We start from the raw sequence: 18219 nt of genomic DNA, 5'->3' as shown, positions 1-18219 counted from the left end.
GAAATAACTTCACCCACACCAGCCTCTGAAAATACACTTCCCAGTGCGCCCAGCAGCTGAGGCAGCAAGCAGGCGGCTCCAACCTGCATAAGCAGACGTGAAGTATCTTCTCTTGTCTCGCTTATCTTTGGTTTACAAATGACAAATGCCAAAATCAAGGCAAGTACACAGGCTACACCTGTCATAATTGCTCCATTCAGCGCCGTAGGAGTGGCAACTCCCTCTGCATTCACAGCATCATATTTCACAAAGGATAAAACCAGAGCAATAACACCAACGGTGACTGCCGGAATAAATATTTTCGTTCCAATTCTCTCGCTGGCCGCCTGCTTGGACTGAGCGGCAGCTTCCGCGAACTTGCCCATTTTTACCTGTTTTGTGAGAGTAAGGCAGCCCATAACCAACAGCATTGAGCCGGTAACCACAGGAGGAATAACTTTACCCAGCATGAAGATCAGCCCTGTCAGGGTCCAGAAAATAATTGTTCCGATTTTTGCCTCTTCGTTCTTTCTTGCACGGAAAGCGGTATCAAAACATACCAGTCCGCAGAGAACATAGAAAAATTCCGGAAAATAAACACCTAAAAAATCTGTCATTATTTCTTTCCTCCCTTCACCTGTCTGTCAAACAGGAATACCTGTACCATCGTCAGGATGATCGAGATAATCATAACGGAAATAGAAGCTGATGCAATACTGGATAGTGTAACATCATATCCAGCCACGGCAAGCCCGGACTGAATCAGCACGACACCAGACGCTGCCGGAAAACAGTTCTGCGCGAAGAAGTTCCCATAGTTCTCAGATGCGGCTGAAAGACCTTTTACTTTCTCATCTTCCTTTTCTGTCAGCCTGCATCCCTTGGATGCTTCTGCAGCTGCAGCGGTCATCGGCAGGATCAGAGGACGAATAAACTGAACATGTCCGCCAATTCGGATATTCATTGCAGATGCTAAAGAACGAATCACAATCCACAGTGACAAAACCTTTCCTGCGGATGCATCCTTAATCTTTCCAATCAAATAAGCCGCCCTCTCCTTCATACCAAAACGCTCGATGATTGCAATTACCGGGAACATAATAAGAAAAATAGACATCAGTCTATTGTTTACAAAAGATGTACCTATGATCTCCAGAATATAAAAAAAGTCAAGGCCTGATACAATACCAGTCACAATACCTGCCACAAGTACTACAGCTAGAACATCCAGTTTCAGTGCAAAGCCTAAAACAATAATCGCTACACCAATTAATTTAACTATTTCCATATCTTTCCCCTTTCATTGCATACCTCTTCTTTTCATCATAAAATTTCTTACCTTCCACTACCGTTTCACTATTATATCTTTTGACTTCTTTATCCGTAACTTCTTCCATCATAATTTCATGGTATATTTGCCCCACTCAAGTTTAGGTTTGCATTTTGTCAGAGGAACATTCTACCCATGCATTCCTTTGGGTTTGCAGGAAAACGGCAGTAATTTAGAAGTTCTTCTGTTTACAAAATTGGAACACAAATCTCGCAAAGGTGTTGCTCCACTAAAGTTCTTGCGTAACGTTCCATAGTGGGTCTGGACTCATCTAGCTGATAACCGATTCTTTTTATTTCTGCAAAGCACTCATCCCATGCTGATTCAACCGCAACGGCAGTATGTTCAATTAAAAATACTATGAATTTACCCCCTTCGATTTTTTTGCTTGTCACCTCCCCTATATGTGTATTTTGATCAGACGGATATATTGTGCAAACATCATATCTGCATTTATTAGCTTCTGTTGTAATGGGATTATCTAGGGGAATGGCAAATATTATATTATGAGCAGTATAGAGATCATGTTCTTTCAACCAGCTTTTGAATTTCTCCATCAAAATGCGATTACTTTCTCCGTATGCGCCCACTCGCCGCATATAAATAACTTCATATGATTCTATTTCCTCTTCTCTTGAACTGATATAAAACATTAATTTAATCCTCCAATACTTTTAGTACATCAAAATCCAAAACATATGGTAAGCCCAATAAAAATAATTTTCAAGAACTTAATTAAATAGATAAATTATAAAGTGAAGATAACGGAATATTGCATTATTACCAGAGAATGATATGAACAATACATGCCTTTGGGTAATGTAAGTTGACAAATGTCGTAGGTTGTCCCGGTTATGAAACCTTTGGCGAAGATACGCCAAACAATGGTGGTAGCTTACTCGTTTACAATCCGGTTACCCCGCTTCCCTCTGCTGCACGATGGCAAAAGAAAATAATCCATTGAATTACAGTCGCAATATTACAACATTTTAAAATGGCGGCTTAATCTCAAAGCTGCTGTCTTTATGATTTTCTGCACATTACTGTTTTCAATCGTTACGGCTGTAATTAAGAGAATTTCAACGTGCTACTCCTAAAACGTCAATTTAGTATATCAAAAAAATCATAGCCAATCGCAAATCCAGCTGAGCGGCCCTTTGGGGCTTCTTTTTCTATCCCTTCATGCACATAGACCAGTTTGGTGATCAGACAATTATCCTTCTTCCCGGAGCTGTAATGAGGCATGATATTCATCCGCCTCTATACAGGTATTCAACTTCCTTTTTCTTGTCAAACCAGATCCATCATCCATTCAGATGCTAATCCCTGCTTAGATTCGGTTGGTCGGCCGGTTCATCAGTCCGTTTTTCTTCACATAAAAAGTTTTTTATTAGCTCCTGCTATTTTCGAGACTCTAACATCACAAACGTAATGCATGCCCCCTCTCTCCATTAAAAATATGTATCTTTTCCTGCTTCAGGCGAATGTATATCTCATGTCCAATTTGACCAGAAAAATCAGCATTTGTCATTATCGTAAGATTCGGTATGCCGGACGCAACAAGAAAAACAGCCACTTCACGCCCTGTATTCTCCAACAAACTGATTTCCATCCGGATGGCGCCAGGTTCATTCTTTGAAGCAAGCTCAATGTGTTCCGGACGGATACCAGCCTTAAGAGGCTCTTGTAATTGCTCCCCAGGCAAACCACTTATGTCTATAGGAATACGAGCTTCACCCAGAGTCAAAAATTGCTGCGCATTATATGACACAATCCTTGTATCCCATATATTCATATTGGGAGAGCCTATAAATCCGGCAACGAAAAGGTTAGCCGGATTTTGATATATCTCCTGTGGCGTTCCAAACTGCTGTAAAACGCCGCAATTCATTACAGCAATACGTGTCCCCATTGTCATAGCTTCGATCTGGTCATGTGTAACATATATTGTTGTTACACCCAATTCCCGCTGTAGCGCTATAATCTCCCGGCGCATCTCTGTGCGGAGTTTCGCATCCAGATTTGCCAGCGGTTCATCCATCAAAAAAAGCTTAGGCCTTCTCACCAATGACCGCGCAAGTGCCACACGCTGACGCTGCCCCCCTGAGAGTGCACCGGGCTTCCGTTCCAACAGAGTGTCCAATTCCAGCTTTTTTGCCACCTCAGCTACCCGTGCCGCTGCCTCCTGCTTTTTGGTATGGCGCATTTTAAGGGGGAACGCAATATTATTTTTTACCTTCATGTTCGGATAGAGGGCATAATTCTGAAATACCATAGCAATGTCACGGTTCTTAGGTGGTACTTTATTAACTACCCTGCCATCCATAATGATCTCGCCGCTGCTGATGCCCTCAAGTCCCGCAATCATACGAAGCAGTGTAGTCTTTCCACAGCCGGAAGGCCCCACGAAAACAATAAATTCACCCTGTTCTATTTCCATATCCATATTGATAACGGCGTGTACATTGCCTGGATACCACTTATTTACTTTGTGTATTTGCAGGCCGCCTGCCCGAACTTCATTTTCCATAAACAGCTCCTTTTATATTTTAGTCCTTCATTCCAGAAGATATAATGCCTTGTTCAAGATATTTCTGCCCGAACATAAATATCAAAAGCGGTGGCATAAGTGTAATCAGTGATGCGATCAGCGATACTCCCGCATTGTCCGCGGTGATATTCGCCATATACAGAGACAGCGGCCAAAGTGTCTGATCCTTTAAGAATGCCTGAGGTGCCTCCATTGCGTTCCAGTACTCCAGAAATCCCAACACAACAGCGGAGAGGATACCCGGTGCGCCGAGAGGTATACCCAATCTCAAAAATGTCTGGATGGGGGAAGCACCATCCACAGCTGCTGCCTCAGTAACCGCCCCTGGTATCGTCATAAAAAATCGGGTCATGATGAATACCGGAAGAGTTGATGCGGCACCGGGCAGAATAATGGCCCATGCAGTATCAATAAGACCTAACTTATTCAAAACCAGATAACTGGAAACCATAGTCACTTGAAAAGGCATCAGCATAAGGACTATATATAAGGTGTATAGCACTTTTTTTCCGCGAAAGTCAAAACGTGCAAATGCCCATGCCGCAGGAGCGCCCAAAACAATATGGCCCAATATAATGGGAAAGACCTGTTTGCAGGAATTCCAGAATACATTAAAAAATTGAGGTGTATCAAACAACAGCTCCGCATAAGCCTGGAAGGTCGGGTAGAATGCAAAAATCGGCCATGCAGCGAAGCCATCACCACTTTCTAAAACCGGGGCAAGGTTCTCGGACAACTCCCCAGGTCCCATAAGTGTACCGGATGAAAGCATCCACAGCGGTACCCATACAAAAGCAGCGATCATAAAAAGAAAGAGACAGATAAAAATTTTTTTCAAGAGCCGTCACCCCCACTCATGATCTTCTGCAACAACATAATCAAAGTAAATACGATAAATGCCATCATCACAGCCCCAGCACACATTTTATCCACGTCCAAGCTGCTGTACCAGTTATTAAACAAATGCTGAAGCATATAAATGCTATTATCGGGATAGCTGCCTGCAATGAGATAAGCTTCCCTGAATACCTTGAACGAATTGAGCAGGGACAGCACTGTGACTGTGAACAATGTCGGCAACAGATTGGGCAGCGTTATCTTTATAAGCCGTTTTATGCTGCCCGCACCGTCTATTTGTGCCGCCTCATACAGCGCCGGATTGATAGCACTGATCCCTGAGAGCCATAGCACCATGTCATACCCAAAGTTCTTCCATATATACGCAAACACCAAAACTGCAAATGCAGCTCCGCTTCCAATCCAATCTATGGAAGTTACATCCAGTAAAGACAGGAGCCCATTGATTAATCCGTTTCTATGGAAAATCACCCTCCACAGCAGAACAATTGAGGCCACTGGTATTGCCATTGGCATTAAAAACGTTGTTTTGAAAATCCCATGCTTTTCCTGAAATGTAGTAAGCATCAATGCAACAACCAACGATATGATAAGCAATAGTGGTATGCAAACGAATATAAACTTTGCAGTATTGGACGCTGCCAATTGGAATGCACTATTACCCAGCACAGATATGTAGTTTTGGAATCCAACAAACTGATTGCTTACAGCGGAGAAAAAAGAACGCCGCAGTGCATCCACAAGCGGAATTAGTACCATTACACTCACAGCAAACAAACTCGGTGTCAAAAACAACCACGGTACGATACGTTCTTTTAGCGGGGCCTTGTATTCATGTTCATTTTGTTGTTTTTTCCTGTATAAGTATTTGGGCTTCCTCGCCGCTTTCGACAAAGGTATATTCTTTCTTCGGCAGAGAAGAGTTTTTATCAACAGAGAACCTCCTTTCATGGGATACAAAGCCAAGCTTTCCTCCTTGCCAATGGAGCAAGAGATCGATGCAAAGCCACAGACAGGGCATGAAATACATAACCTTGCCAATAGAAATATTGTTGTATGACACTATTTTTACAGATATCAAACAAAGTGACAGTGTATATATCACGCAGCTCAGAACCAGTCCCGAATACGAGCGTATTGATGTTATCCTAGCCGCTATTGCCATAAGGATAGAAGCAAATAAAGAAAATAATAGCAGTAAAAACGCTGCATTCCAAAGCTCCTTATCCCGGAAGGTCGGGGCTGCCGACATCCAGACAGTAAGATTCTCCCAGTGATCCAAAAATAAATTTTTCCAAAATTTAAAGTCAGACCACCTTGAAGGGATAAAGCTTGAAGGGATATGCGGAAGATCAATACAGATCACTAATCCGGCCAAGGCGATCAAGGCAAGCGGCAGATAAGAAATCATCCACATCGGATAGTGCCGGAGCTTTCCTCCCCGCTTAATCAACCTTATAACAATGCCGAACGCCAAAACCAAAGCCGGAAGCCGGTAAATCATACCAAACACCCACCCCATCAGTGGTAAATCGATAATTGTACCTCCTGTGAAGTCCGAAGCCGTAAGATAACGCTCTGCCATCTCCCGCGTTCCGCCATCAGAAAATATTAACTGCATATTGGACAGTGTATCACTGGATTCCTCCTCTGCCTGCCGGAATACCCTTGATGTATCATCATCGAATACACCACGAACATATAATACCTCCCCTCCAATCTTGATCTGCATACCGAGCACATTCGTGCTTCCCCATAATGAAAAAGCCAATTCTGAGCTGATGGCGCAGCCCGCTGTATCAGACTGCGAAGGTAAAGAACCAACGAGTATGGTTTTTGACGTGATATCTTCACAGGCTCCAAAAACAACAACCACATCCGCAGTCGTACTCCCCATATCTGCATCCATGATCTCCCGTGCGGAATATACCTGCCACAGCGTGACCTGTGGCTGCTTTGAAAGGCCATCCTGTTTTGCATATTTTTGCTGCCTGACAAGGGCAGACGGACTGACACCACCAATTTCCCATCGTACGCTGACACTTGAGCATAAGCCAATAGCTGCAATAAAGAATGAGCAGGCCATACACCAAACGAAAGCTGCCAGTATTCCCGTTACTGTGAGAGCCCGGTAATTCATAGAATTGTTAGCCTTCAATGCGAACTCTGTCTCCTTCCGAAATAGTCTTATTTGAGCTCGTGATCACCTTATCCGAGTAGGTCAGAGCATTTTCTGTACTTTCAATGCTCATCATCTGCCCGTCCCTATCCTTAACGATGATATCAACCCGTGATGTAACCCACTCGATTCCCATCACAGTATTTTGTTTACGGATTACGAGAACATGGTCACCTCGAGAGTCTCTTCTTAATGCGGTCAGCGGCAGGCAGTTCTGATATGTCTCACTTTTTTTGTTCAAAGAAAGTTGTGCAGACATACCGGGGGTATATTTACCGTCGGGGAGGGTAACCGTCACCGGAACCATGTTATCCTCATCAGCTGTTCCCATGGCTGCTATCTTCACATCCAGCTTCTGAGTGCTGCCGTCAAGTCTATAGCTAAGTTCCCCTGTATCATTTACCGAAAAGTTTTCGGCATTCTCTTTATCTAGGCTCCCTTTAAAAACAAAACCCACGCCATTGTTGGACAGTGTAACTACTTCAACATCTGCTTCCGTTTTTGAACCCTTTTCCAAAGTTTTCAAAACCGTACCGGAGACCGGAGCCATAACATGACCACCATTGTCTATGATTTCTTCTAGTGTGTCACGTAACTTTTCCTTTTCTGACAACTCTGCCTTATAGGTGACACTCTCAATTTCTGCCTCAGTCTGCGATTTAGACTTGTTTTCCTGAGCCTTTTTCAATGCTCGCCGCGCCGCTTCAATGTTTTTTTCGGCAGCGTAGAGTTCCTCATCCTTTGAGTCTTCAAACTCTCGCTGGGCACTTATTATCGCTCTCTCTGCAGCTTCAATAGCAGCCTGAGCATCCATAACCGCAGCCTCATCTGAAAAATCTGTACGGTTTTCTGCCGCAGAAAGTGCCTCATCGGCCTCAGAAAGTGCGTTGTCCCAGCGCGTCTTGATAGCTTCAAGATTTTGAACGGCGCTATCGTAGGCAGGCGTTCCCTCCTCAGCCTCTGAGAGCACTTGCTGTGCCGCGCGAACCGCATCATCCCCAGATTCTTGAACATTCTTCCGATTTTCCTCCGCTTCCTTAATTAATGCCTGCCTTGTAGCTGTGATGGCCCTGTCTTTATTTTCGATTGCATTGGCAAGTGCCGATTCGAGGTCTGCAAAATCATTCCTCTCAAGCTTTGCAACTAAACGGTCATACGCCTGCTGTGCATCATCAAGCGCCTGCTGTGCATCAAGAACACTGTCGCTGCTTCCTTTCCCGGAAAGGCTTATCTTCTGGTTAAGGATATAGATCTCATCCTCGAGGCTCTTAATCTTATCTTTTATGGAAGATACATCAAACTCAAGCAGCGCCTCGCCTTCGCTTACCTGTTTTCCCCTTTCTGCATTAACTTTGATAACCCTGAGGCCCTCCGGCAGGGTGATGGATATACCATCCTCTGCGTCAATTGTTCCATCAATTTCAGCTTTGTTCGTCAATGTTCCACTTGTCATTGTTGATACCTGAACGCTGGCAATCGTGGCAGAATCAGACACACGAGAAACGATCGTAAATACAAAGATCAGTACAAAAAATGAGACTATAAGACGTATTGCTATACGCTGTACACGGTTACTTAACAGAGGCTTATGCTTTAAACCAGAGGCGAACATATCTTTTTCCTGTGTGATAATATCGTTGATCTTTTCCTTGATATGTAAGAGCTTCATTGTGTGGTCTCCTGTATAGTTAATTATTAAACTCTATCATAATTATTTTATCCGCCAGATAAGTGCCATCTGCCTGCTGGGTTCCAAAAAGCAATACAAAATCATCATCCTTTAGTTCGCTTTTATCACCATCTTCAAGAGAATACTTTCCACCCTGAGAATCAACCAGCGCTCTTTGAAATATAGTTTCATCTGTAAAAGTAACACTTACACTGCCACTATCTGCTTCACCATCAGTAGAAGCAAAGCCTGCACCTATCGTACATGTTGTTTCGGTACAGCCACTGACCACTCCACTGAAGTCGGCTGAAGTGATCATATCATTTGCATCAGTAAATGTGTTTTCAGCAGTTATTTCCTTATTTTCACTGCCAGCGTCATCTTGGGGATCATTTTTTGCAACAGATCCCTGATCGGCTGGTACCGCATCTGACTGCGTATCGTTGATCTGGTTATTGGAAGTTTTCGGTTCCGTTTCTGCACCTGCACATCCTGAAAATAAAAACATCCCTACACAAATGATTACACACAGGCTTACAATTCGTTTTTTCATAATTCTTAATTCCTTTCTGTTTTAATCATAACTACATCTGTTCTTTTATATAAAGGCTGGCACGGCTCTGGATCTTTTCAGCAGCTTCCTGTACGCTTATCGTTCCCGCAAAAAATTCTGAGGCTTCTTCTAATATGATATCTTCCAGATTCTGGCTTTCATTTACTGCATAGGACACACTGCTTAAGAGCGTCCTCATAAGCTCTACATCCTCTTGTGTTATCTTCCCGTCTTCGTACAGGAACGTCCACATGGAATTACCATTAATAGCGGCCTGCATTACTGTATCAAACGCTCCCTTATGGAATGGCAGAAGATAACAAGACTCCTGATGCTCCTTCATCAAAAATGTCCTCACAAACTCCCATGCACCATCCTTATACTTGCTGGATGAGGATATTCCAATCTTTACTTCTGGCTTGATCGCATGGTATTCTCCATGGGAGCTTGGCAGGCCTATTACATTTACGTTTCCCTTATAGGAATCTCTGTACTGTGCAATTTGGTATGCACTGTAAACAGCTTCATAGGATGCCACAGCAGCACTCAAGTCCGCCCCGAAGCCGCTTTGGCTGCTCTCCTGAATTTTCCCGGCAAGCTCCAGCAATTCTATGAACTCCGGAGAATTGAAAAAGCACTCACCAGAGGCCCAGTCAACAAGGCTGTCATTGGTCTGGAGCATTATTTCAAGAAATGATGTACTAGACAGATTACTTATGGAATTTAACCCCGAGGTTTCCAGAACCTTTTCCAAGCTGTCCAGCGTCCATCCCCCACTTTCACCAAGGGCACTTGAATTAGCCAGCATTGTGGATATAGATACACCATTTGTAATGTAAGGCAGTTTACCGTCAATGCTTATGGCATCAAAGACATTTGCGAAATAGTCATCCATATTAATTTCTGAGTCGTTCTTAATATACGTATAGAGATCCTCCAACAATCCCTTGTTATGGTAGATCGGAACCGATAAATTGCTCATATCCAAAATGTCTGGTATATCCCCTGAAATAATCTTTGTATTAAGATTTAAAACGGCATTATCCCATTCCTCATCGGATACGTTTTGTTCGTACGGAAAATATTCCGTCAGTTCAATCTTATATTCTTTATTTGTTTTATTAAAATCCGAAACAGCCTGGACAACACTTGGATTGGCAGTCAAGCTCACCATACTGAGTTCTGTCCGATTATCTTTTCCCTTGGAAAGCACCCCTATCTCATAGGAGAGTACAGAAGTCTGGTTGGACGACGCGGCCAAAACCACAAATCGACCATCCTCAAGTTCACATACATGAACATCCGATGTGTTCAACCCCATATCAGACCAATTGAAGACAAGATTACCTTTCTGTGCCCCAGCACTGTAACCATACAGGCTTGAGGAGTCAAAAAGATAGAAATTGCTGGTACTTCCTCCAAACAGACCTGCTGTTGTTCCTAAATATGTGGGATCCTTATGCCAATCCTTATTATCTATATCCACGGTAAGCAGATTATAGTTTGCTCTGTCCGTAGTAGTGGCACACACACCAATCTGTCCCTCACCGGTCGTTATGGTTGTCATAAGATTTCCATCATAATTGAGATCAAACAAAAACTCACCATTGCTGTCAAAAAGATAAGCATATGTACTACCGCATTTGGCTGCTATGCAGATATTCCCCTCAGCATCCATACTCATAAATATTTCACTGCCAGATGAGGAAGTAACTGTGGCATCCAGTACTGACGATAAATCTACGGATTGGACTGCTGCATTGCTGCTATCAAATTTTTTCAAACTGTAGCCTCCTGCATTATCCTTGCAAACAGCCCATATGCTGCCGTGTTGATCTATCCCAAAATCCAGAAGTACAGTTGAATCCTCAAATACCAGCGGCAGCTTTTGAAAATCACCGTTATCAATTGATATTGCCGCCAAATACGAGACCTCATTACCTTCTTGACAGCACACATAAGCCTTGTTATCGCTGATCAGAAGCCTTGAAATGTATGTCACGGAATCAGGGATGTCAAAAAAACTTGCGACATAGGATTCAGGAGCCTCCTCATCCTTGGTGTTATGACCACATGCCGTCATAGAAAAAAGCATCGCTATCAGACATAGCATTGAGATGTTTCGTTGTAACATTTTCATATTATCCGCTATCCTCCTTGCATATAAAATACCTGCTCTCTCAGGTGTATTCAGCATACCATGAATGAGCAGGCAGTTTTTTAATTTCATATAAATGATTAGCTAAGGAATGGTAAATGAAATCCTAAGAATTCCTAAGACTTCAAGGCAGAAGCCACGATGGTATTAAACTGAGGGAAGTTCAACGATAAACACAGTGTTTCCGTTACTGCTTTCAGCCTTTATATCACCACCGTGCTTTACAACAATATCCTTAGCGATGGCAAGACCTAGTCCGGAGCCACCGGTTGTGCTTGATCTTGAGCTGTCCAGACGATAAAATTTGTCAAAGATCACATTTAGCTTGTCTTCTGGAATGTCACCTTTATTTTCAAATTTGACAACATTCTTTCCGGGAAGCTCCTGGGCTGAAATTGTTATGACACTGCTGTCTGCACTATATGCTATGGCGTTTTTCAAAATATTATTAAATACCCTTGCCAGCTTTTCAGAATCACCGTATAATACCATATTTTCGGAGATATTGTTTTCAATGTACTTCCCACATGAATTTAGCTGTGGATACAGCTCATCTGAAATCTGTACCATCATATAGTAAAGATCAATAATTGTCTTTTTTAGAGGAACGGATTCCGAATTACTACGTGCAATCTCAAAAAATTCATCAATCAAAGTTTCAAGTCGATTAGCCTTCTCCCATGCGATATGGATGTATTTTAATTTCTTCACATCAGTCATATCCGGATTTTCATCCAAAAGGCTAAGATATCCTATAACTGAAGTGAGCGGAGTTTTTATATCATGAGCCAGATATACAATAAGATCATTCTTTTTCTGCTCGGCTATCTGTGTCTCAAACGCCCGTGTTTTCAGTGTCTGCCTGACATGGTTCAATTTATGTTCAATAATTTCCAGTTCAAGAGATAACGATATCTGTCCCTCCTCATCCATGAGCTGGTCGATCCCGTTTACAACTTCATCAAAATATCGTTTATATGACTTCAGCAGCATCTGAAATAACACAAACATAAAAGTGATGATTGTTATCGCAAGAATAAACTGCATGTTATTTCCTACTACTTTGAAATAAAGTATATCCGCCTCAGTATCACTGATGTGAAGAATGCGTGCAATGACAGCAGCTATTATATCAGCCACATGTCCCTGGCTAAGTAACCGCAGGAGGAGTACTGTCAGGGCAGCACCAATTGTTATACATAATCCTTTGCCAAATGTGATGCGGCTAAGCTTTGAATAGTTGTAATCTTTTTTTTTAAATTTCCTCAATTTTGTATCCGACCCCCCAGACAGTTTTGATATATTTGGGTCTTTCACCGGTATCCCCCATTTTCTCGCGTAAATGGCGAATGTGTACAGTAAGGGTATTGTTGCTTTTGGTATAATATTCGCCTTGCCAAACTTCATGAAACAAATCCTCGGCACTGACTACACTGCCTTTGCGCTCCAGAAGAATACGAAGGATCGAAAACTCCGTTGGTGTTAGCAATAGGCTGTTTCCATCGATCGTACATTCATATGTCTTAATATTCATCATCAATCCCGCATACTCAAAGATTGTTTCTGTTACATGGGGAGCGGAGATTGTATTATATTTTTTGTAACGGCGAAGCTGCGCCTTTACTCTGGCAATCAGTTCAAGCGGTCGAAAAGGTTTTGTAATATAATCATCTGCCCCAAGTGTCAGACCGGTAATTTTATCGGTTTCAGAATCTTTTGCCGTAAGCATGATCACAGGACAAGCACATCCCTTATCTCTCACCATTTGGCATATTGAAAGACCACTGATATCTGGAAGCATAATGTCCAATATGACAAGGTCAAACTCCATATTTTCCATATAGTCAAGCGCTTCTGCACCTGAGTAGAATTTATACACATCCAGATTTTCATTTTGAAGATAGGCTTCAATTAAGTCAGCAATTTCTTTCTCATCATCAACCACAAGTATTTTCTCGGCCAAAACATAATACTCCTTTCTGTTCTAAATTTTATATAGTATACCAAATTTACTGTTCCCATTTATTCATTTGTGATTATAAAATCATTAATTTTTTCCTAAGGATACAACGGTTATGCTGAGAATTCTCCTTCATCATGATTCTCATTTCAACAATATCCGTTATTCATTTTAATTTATGAGAACAGATCGAAGCCTCACCTTAATAGAATTCGTCAACAGGCCCAATAAGCAGTATGTCACTCCCGGCAGCCTGGCAACCACCTTATCCAACCGGTGCTGCACGCAGCACAGTTTATGCCTGTTACTGTACATTGTCCGACTTCTGCCTCTTATCCCATTAATTTCTGCAAAGTAACGATGTTCTCGTCAATCGTCTCGACCTTTTCGTGTTATGATAACACTCTTTTATCTCTCCCATAATTAACACCTTACTTTATACCCGCTCAATATATCCCGTATGGGTATATTACATATTTTTTATCCAGGTAATTTCAAACAAAATAAAAGGAGACTTGAAAGCCAAGTCTCCCGATTATAACTTACTTAGAAATCATCACTATATTACGAGTTGTATGATGGGTATATATTAATGAATACCCTCTTTTACCAGCATCCATTCCTGACAGCCATAATCCGTTATGCCCCATTGTCCGACCGATGCGCCGTCTTCCGTAGAATTACTGAATACTTCAAGATATTTACCACTATTTTTATTCACAATATGGCAATAGCCCTCTTCCGTCTCTTCTAATAACCAGATCTGGGAATCGCGTTCCGCATAACTGCTTTGAATTGCCTTTGCCCCATCAACAGTACTTTCACTTTCAATATCCAGATACAGTCCACTGTTCATATTCTTGATTCTATAACTGCCATTTCCGGCATCTTCAAAATTCCATTTCTGGCACCAATGATCAGTAATTCCCCATTGACCTGATTCTGCCCCCTCATTCGTCAAAGCACTTTTTATCTCAAGATACTTGCCGCTGTTTTTATTAATAATGGCGAAATCATCGAAAGTCTCACTGACTTGTATACAGTCCAGTTCTGCGAAGCCAACATCTTTACTAAATTTTATCGAATTAGTGCCAGCATTTAAATAGCAGGAAAAACCACTCCAAAGGTAACGGTCCCAATTGACTGTAACAGGGTAATTAACCGTTCCTATCTGTGTTCCGTTTACGGTAACCATGTGAGATGCCTCTGTCCCCTCACCATTAGAATACCTGACCAGAATATTATAATTCCCAGAGTTTTCGACCTTGATGTTCTGGAAATCAACCGAGCTGTCTGACTCATTAATATACTGCACTTCCAGTCCGTTAGATGCATCAACAGCATTACCAGCCTGAGCATTTGTAATCGCTGCTTTTTCTGCTTCGTAAATACTCCCTTTCAGCGGAAGGGTGCCAACCCTTACATCATTCAGGTTATAACTTATTCCATCAATAGTCTTGGCATTGCTAAAGTTTTCTACATTTGTAGCCTGATAGAGAGTGGAATTATCCGGGCTCACATCAAAGCTCTGGCTAAATCCTGAAAAATACCCGCCCGCCAGGTCATTATAATCATAGGTCACCGCCATTGGCAGCCGCTCCCATGAACCCCTGCCAAGATTGTAGTTCACATAAAAATTCTGTCCGCCACTGATACTATCGCTGCTGTCTGTCCCCCACTTCGCAGAGATCACAACCATACCGTTGGGACCGCCCGCATCAATCCATTTTACATAGGGAGAAGAACCGATTCCCCTGCCGTCCGCCAGAGCAACTCTGGTTCCAAGGCTTCCTGCATCCCATGTCACGCCGTCATCGGAAAACTTGCAGTAGACAACAGCATTATTCTTACTCAGACTCGGGCGGTTCACCATTTCATACGTTGCCATATACTTTCCGCTTGGCAGCTCTGTTACCGTTATCATACCCGGTCTATCGCTCGTATTATTTATTGCCGCAACATTTGTAAGTCCGCTCCAATTCACGCCGTCAGATGAGGTTTTAAGAGAAACTGCCTGCAGAACCCCATCGGATTTCTGTCTTTCATCAGAATAATAGCACACTAAATCTCCCGATTCGCTCATCCCCAAAAACGGCTCCCAAACAGTTGTGGTAGTAGAAGTAGTACTCGGATCATAAATACAAGCGCCCCCATTATCTACCTCACTTAGAAACGTCCATGTGTATCCGCCATCCATACTCTTATAAAGGACTATTCTGGACTGAGTATAAGGATCATCATCAAAAATATTACCTGCAAGTAAAATGGTACCGGCCGGCATATCCCCAACCTGAACCGGCAGTTCATAGAGACATGGCTGGGAAGTCCTTAACAGACCATATTCTTTGTCATATACATTACTGATAAGCTGCCAGTTATCTCCATTGTCCGTGCTTTTATAAATCGGATATACCTGTTTTGAAACACTTGTACCATCATCCATATCAACCGTAACATTTTTCAGCTGGTCATAGGTACATAGCAAAGTGCCATTCGCGCTACCACTATTTTTCAGACATATGATTCTTGAATAAGTAGCTCCTCCAGGATCAAACGTTGACTCATTGTCAGAAACATAAACAGCCACTCCATTTTCTGTTGTCTTTGCAGACACCGAAATGACGAAACAAAACACCATCATAAACACTGCCGCAAGAGCAGTCAGTCTACGGCACAAAGTATACCATCTTCCCATTTTTATATCCTCCTCGTATACTGGAATGTACATGTACAATGAATAATCAAATATACCCTTTGGTCGATTGACTCCTCCATTATTCATGTATAAGTAATCATGTCTTTGTACTGTATTTTACAAAGTCTAGGAAATCACAGAACTTTAAAAATTATTCTCAAAGTTAAACACTGGCCGCCCCTCTTTATCCCATTCAATCCTCATACGGTACACATGCCTGTTAGGATCGTATAACAGATCACCATCAATCTCATCATATTGTCTGGCATGATAGACCATAATGTCCCCTTTTCCATCCTCTGCTTTTGTAAATGAATTGTGCCCGGGTCCGAGAATCCCCTTTTTCCAATCCGTTTTAACAACGGGAACTCTTTCCTTTTTCCATGCACGCGGATTCAACAATTCTCCATCTTCCGGAATGCTCAGCATTCCCATACAATAGCATTCACCTGTAGCACTTGCTGAATATGTCAGGTATAACATATCATCATGCCGCAGTAATGCCGGACCTTCATTTACCCAAAAATCAACCCTCTCCCAGTCGTAATCCGGAGATGTCAAAAGCACATGGGGGGTAGAAAGCTTTGACGGACTTTCCATTTCTGCTATATAAAGATTCGATATTTTCTTTCCTTCACTGACTTTTTCTGCCCACACACAATACCATATCCCTCTGTTCTGAAATACAGTCATATCAAGAGAGAAATCTTTGAATGAAAAATCATCCGCTGCCTGCATCTGCCCCAATTCCATCCAGGAATCCTTCAATGGATCATCTCCTGTACACGCTAAAACATAAGGGCGTATTGCCCATATATCATCCTTATTCCCCGCCGCAAAATAAATAAACCATTTATCTTCAATACAGTGAATTTCCGGGGCCCATATATGGATACTCATAATTCCCTTTCTATGCTTCTCCCATATAGTAACTTCGTCTGCATCTGCCAGACCGTCAAGCGTTCTGCTGCCGCGAAGCACGATCCGGTCATATTCCGAAACAGAATAAAGGCAAATCTATTCCGCATATAATAAGCTGCTGCGTGCTGATATATGGTAAATCGCCGATTCTTTATTTTCTGCCCGCTGTGAGGTTGTATACAAAATATATTTTCACTGCCAGACTACAGAGTTTCTCTATCTAATATCTTATAATTCAGATAAATGGCTTTCGGTGAATACTCTTCTGAATCGATCTGAGCAAGCAATTCCGAAACCGCAGTTGCCGCCACACCCTCAAGATTTGTAGATACTGTTGTTAATTTGGGAGAAATAAATTCCAGAATATTAATGTTATCAAATCCCATTAACCCATAATCTTTTGGTATAGACATCCCATTCTGCTGTCCCCAGCGCATCACATTCAATGCATAGCTGTCGCCGGAACATAAAAAGGCTGTCCTTTTTTCTCTTCCTTCTTTAATCACGCACTTCACATCAGGAAGATAATCAGTTTTGCCAATCACCGCTGATTCAAGTTCAGGATATTTAGCAACTGACGCCCTAAACCCTAAAAGTCTCTGTTCATGGACATATATATTTTCTTTCTCTTTCACAGCCAGCGGAGGACAGATAAAGACAACTCTTTCATATCCTTTGGACACGATCAGATCGACTGATTCCATAGCCGCTGTCATCTCATTTACCTGTACTGTGGTTATTGCATCTGACACTTGATTCCCTATGCAGACAATCGGGATATGCAGTGAAAGCAAAAATTCTTCAAACTCTTTTCCTTTATTAATCGGACTGATCAGTATCCCTTCCATCTGACGGTCCGCAAGTCCTTGTATCAGCTTCTTTTCCCAATCCAGACTCTCATCACAGACCACAATATTAGTGAAATACCCTCTCTTGTCTGCTTCCTTATTTATAATATTTAAAGACTGGACAAAATACATATTTTCTATATTAATCGTTACCACGCCCAGGGACATTGTTCTGCCATGATTCAAACTTCTGGCCAGCAGATTCGGACGATAATTATATTCTTTGGCAACTGCCAGAATCCTTTCCCGTGTCTCCTTCCCAACGCTTCCCCTGTCGTTTAACGCCCTTAATACAGTTGTTCTTGATACACCACATTTTTCAGCAATTTGATTTACAGTGATTGCCATCTCCCATTCCCTCCGTTCATCCATAAAACCCGAGCCAGCCATGCCTGGACATATGATACTCTGCTTAAAATCAGCTTAAGTATAACACCAATCCACAGCCGCCGCAACGAAGAGATTGTCTGAGTTCAAAGTGCATTATACGAATGTTACTCAGAATCTGCGGGAACGTA

Annotated in this window: 16 protein-coding genes; all 16 read right to left on the bottom strand. The window is 42.2% G+C overall.

The genetic code is table 11. The features are described from left to right. Positions 1–596, bottom strand: a 596-nt coding sequence (locus tag MUB35_RS15095) for a 5-oxoproline transporter, DUF979 family subunit (RefSeq protein WP_244806434.1), incomplete at its 3' end; no start/stop codon positions are given. Continuing rightward, a complete protein-coding gene (locus MUB35_RS15090; RefSeq protein ID WP_054351685.1) occupies positions 596–1267 on the bottom strand; it encodes a DUF969 domain-containing protein in 672 nt (223 codons plus the stop codon). The genes MUB35_RS15090 and MUB35_RS15095, both read right to left, overlap by 1 nt. A gap of 230 nt (positions 1268–1497) precedes the next feature. Further along, positions 1498–1962: an AraC family transcriptional regulator gene (locus tag MUB35_RS15085; protein ID WP_103731743.1), complete on the bottom strand. Its 465-nt coding sequence runs from the start codon at positions 1960–1962 to the stop codon at positions 1498–1500. A 448-nt stretch (positions 1963–2410) separates the two neighbouring features. Next, a complete protein-coding gene (locus MUB35_RS15080; protein WP_225305207.1) occupies positions 2411–2554 on the bottom strand; it encodes a hypothetical protein in 144 nt (47 codons plus the stop codon). A 175-nt stretch (positions 2555–2729) separates the two neighbouring features. Continuing rightward, positions 2730–3839, bottom strand: a complete 1110-nt coding sequence (locus tag MUB35_RS15075) for an ABC transporter ATP-binding protein (protein WP_103731744.1) — start codon at positions 3837–3839, stop codon at positions 2730–2732. 19 nt (positions 3840–3858) lie between these two features. Next, positions 3859–4665: a carbohydrate ABC transporter permease gene (locus MUB35_RS15070; protein WP_408610635.1), complete on the bottom strand. Its 807-nt coding sequence runs from the start codon at positions 4663–4665 to the stop codon at positions 3859–3861. Positions 4666–4694: 29 nt separating this feature from the next. After that, a complete protein-coding gene (locus MUB35_RS15065; RefSeq protein WP_244783644.1) occupies positions 4695–5525 on the bottom strand; it encodes a carbohydrate ABC transporter permease in 831 nt (276 codons plus the stop codon). 31 nt (positions 5526–5556) lie between these two features. After that, positions 5557–6876, bottom strand: a complete 1320-nt coding sequence (locus MUB35_RS15060) for an ABC transporter permease (RefSeq protein ID WP_225305209.1) — start codon at positions 6874–6876, stop codon at positions 5557–5559. Continuing rightward, positions 6866–8566: a hypothetical protein gene (locus MUB35_RS15055; protein ID WP_103731746.1), complete on the bottom strand. Its 1701-nt coding sequence runs from the start codon at positions 8564–8566 to the stop codon at positions 6866–6868. Before MUB35_RS15055 ends, MUB35_RS15060 begins: the two co-directional genes overlap by 11 nt. 19 nt (positions 8567–8585) lie before the next feature. Beyond that, positions 8586–9119, bottom strand: a complete 534-nt coding sequence (locus MUB35_RS15050) for a hypothetical protein (protein ID WP_054351679.1) — start codon at positions 9117–9119, stop codon at positions 8586–8588. 31 nt (positions 9120–9150) lie between these two features. After that, positions 9151–11259, bottom strand: coding sequence for an ABC transporter substrate-binding protein (locus MUB35_RS15045; protein ID WP_103731747.1), 2109 nt, complete (start codon positions 11257–11259; stop codon positions 9151–9153). 165 nt (positions 11260–11424) lie between these two features. Then, the gene (locus MUB35_RS15040; protein WP_033140130.1) at positions 11425–12546 is read right to left on the bottom strand and encodes a sensor histidine kinase; all 1122 of its coding nucleotides are present in this window, start codon (positions 12544–12546) and stop codon (positions 11425–11427) included. After that, positions 12533–13240 carry a response regulator transcription factor gene (locus MUB35_RS15035; protein WP_033140131.1) on the bottom strand — a complete coding sequence of 236 codons (708 nt, stop codon included), beginning with the start codon at positions 13238–13240 and terminating at the stop codon, positions 12533–12535. Before MUB35_RS15035 ends, MUB35_RS15040 begins: the two co-directional genes overlap by 14 nt. Positions 13241–13826: 586 nt before the next feature. Continuing rightward, positions 13827–15932: an RICIN domain-containing protein gene (locus tag MUB35_RS15030; RefSeq protein ID WP_172725716.1), complete on the bottom strand. Its 2106-nt coding sequence runs from the start codon at positions 15930–15932 to the stop codon at positions 13827–13829. A gap of 144 nt (positions 15933–16076) precedes the next feature. Next, the gene (locus MUB35_RS15025; protein WP_103732265.1) at positions 16077–16949 is read right to left on the bottom strand and encodes a family 43 glycosylhydrolase; all 873 of its coding nucleotides are present in this window, start codon (positions 16947–16949) and stop codon (positions 16077–16079) included. Between the two features lie 107 nt (positions 16950–17056). Next, positions 17057–18049: a LacI family DNA-binding transcriptional regulator gene (locus MUB35_RS15020; protein WP_033140193.1), complete on the bottom strand. Its 993-nt coding sequence runs from the start codon at positions 18047–18049 to the stop codon at positions 17057–17059. Positions 18050–18219 lie beyond the last annotated feature (170 nt).

Source organism: Blautia sp. NSJ-175, from assembly GCF_022867815.1.
GTDB classification, from domain to species: Bacteria; Bacillota; Clostridia; order Lachnospirales; family Lachnospiraceae; genus Blautia; species Blautia celeris.
The sequence above is the reverse complement of the archived record's forward strand: the minus strand, read 5'-3'. Positions and strand labels throughout refer to the sequence as shown.